Source organism: Blautia sp. DFI.3.45, from assembly GCF_020593505.1.
In the GTDB taxonomy this organism is placed as follows: domain Bacteria; phylum Bacillota; class Clostridia; order Lachnospirales; family Lachnospiraceae; genus Blautia_A; species Blautia_A wexlerae.
Genome location: NZ_JAJDMI010000217.1, coordinates 1 through 281 on the forward strand (window position 1 = coordinate 1; position 281 = coordinate 281).

General features: G+C 34.5%; 1 protein-coding gene. It reads right to left on the bottom strand.

All coding sequences use genetic code 11. The features are described 5' to 3' along the window. A partial coding sequence (locus LJE09_RS17650; RefSeq protein WP_227311638.1) for a hypothetical protein occupies window positions 1–181 on the bottom strand: 181 nt, incomplete at its 3' end. Between the last annotated feature and the right edge of the window lie 100 nt (window positions 182–281).

Here is a 281-nt window from a genome sequence, read left to right on the forward strand (position 1 = left end):
CAGAGTTTACAGTCCATACTCCACAATGAAGAAATTCAAGACAAAGAAATAGCTTCTGTTTCGTAAAGGATTCTGAATGAAATCTACCTGAAAAATCAACTTGTAATTTGCTGATAAAAATTAAAAATAAAATATATATGACGACAACAGGAGGAAAGGTATCTGCCTTTCCTCCTGCCATTTTTCTTAAAGATGGTATTCTTTATATAACTGCTCACGTCTTTTGGCGTCTGTTGATACAATCGGGATTTCTTCAGTTCTCTGATCCTGAAGTAATCGAG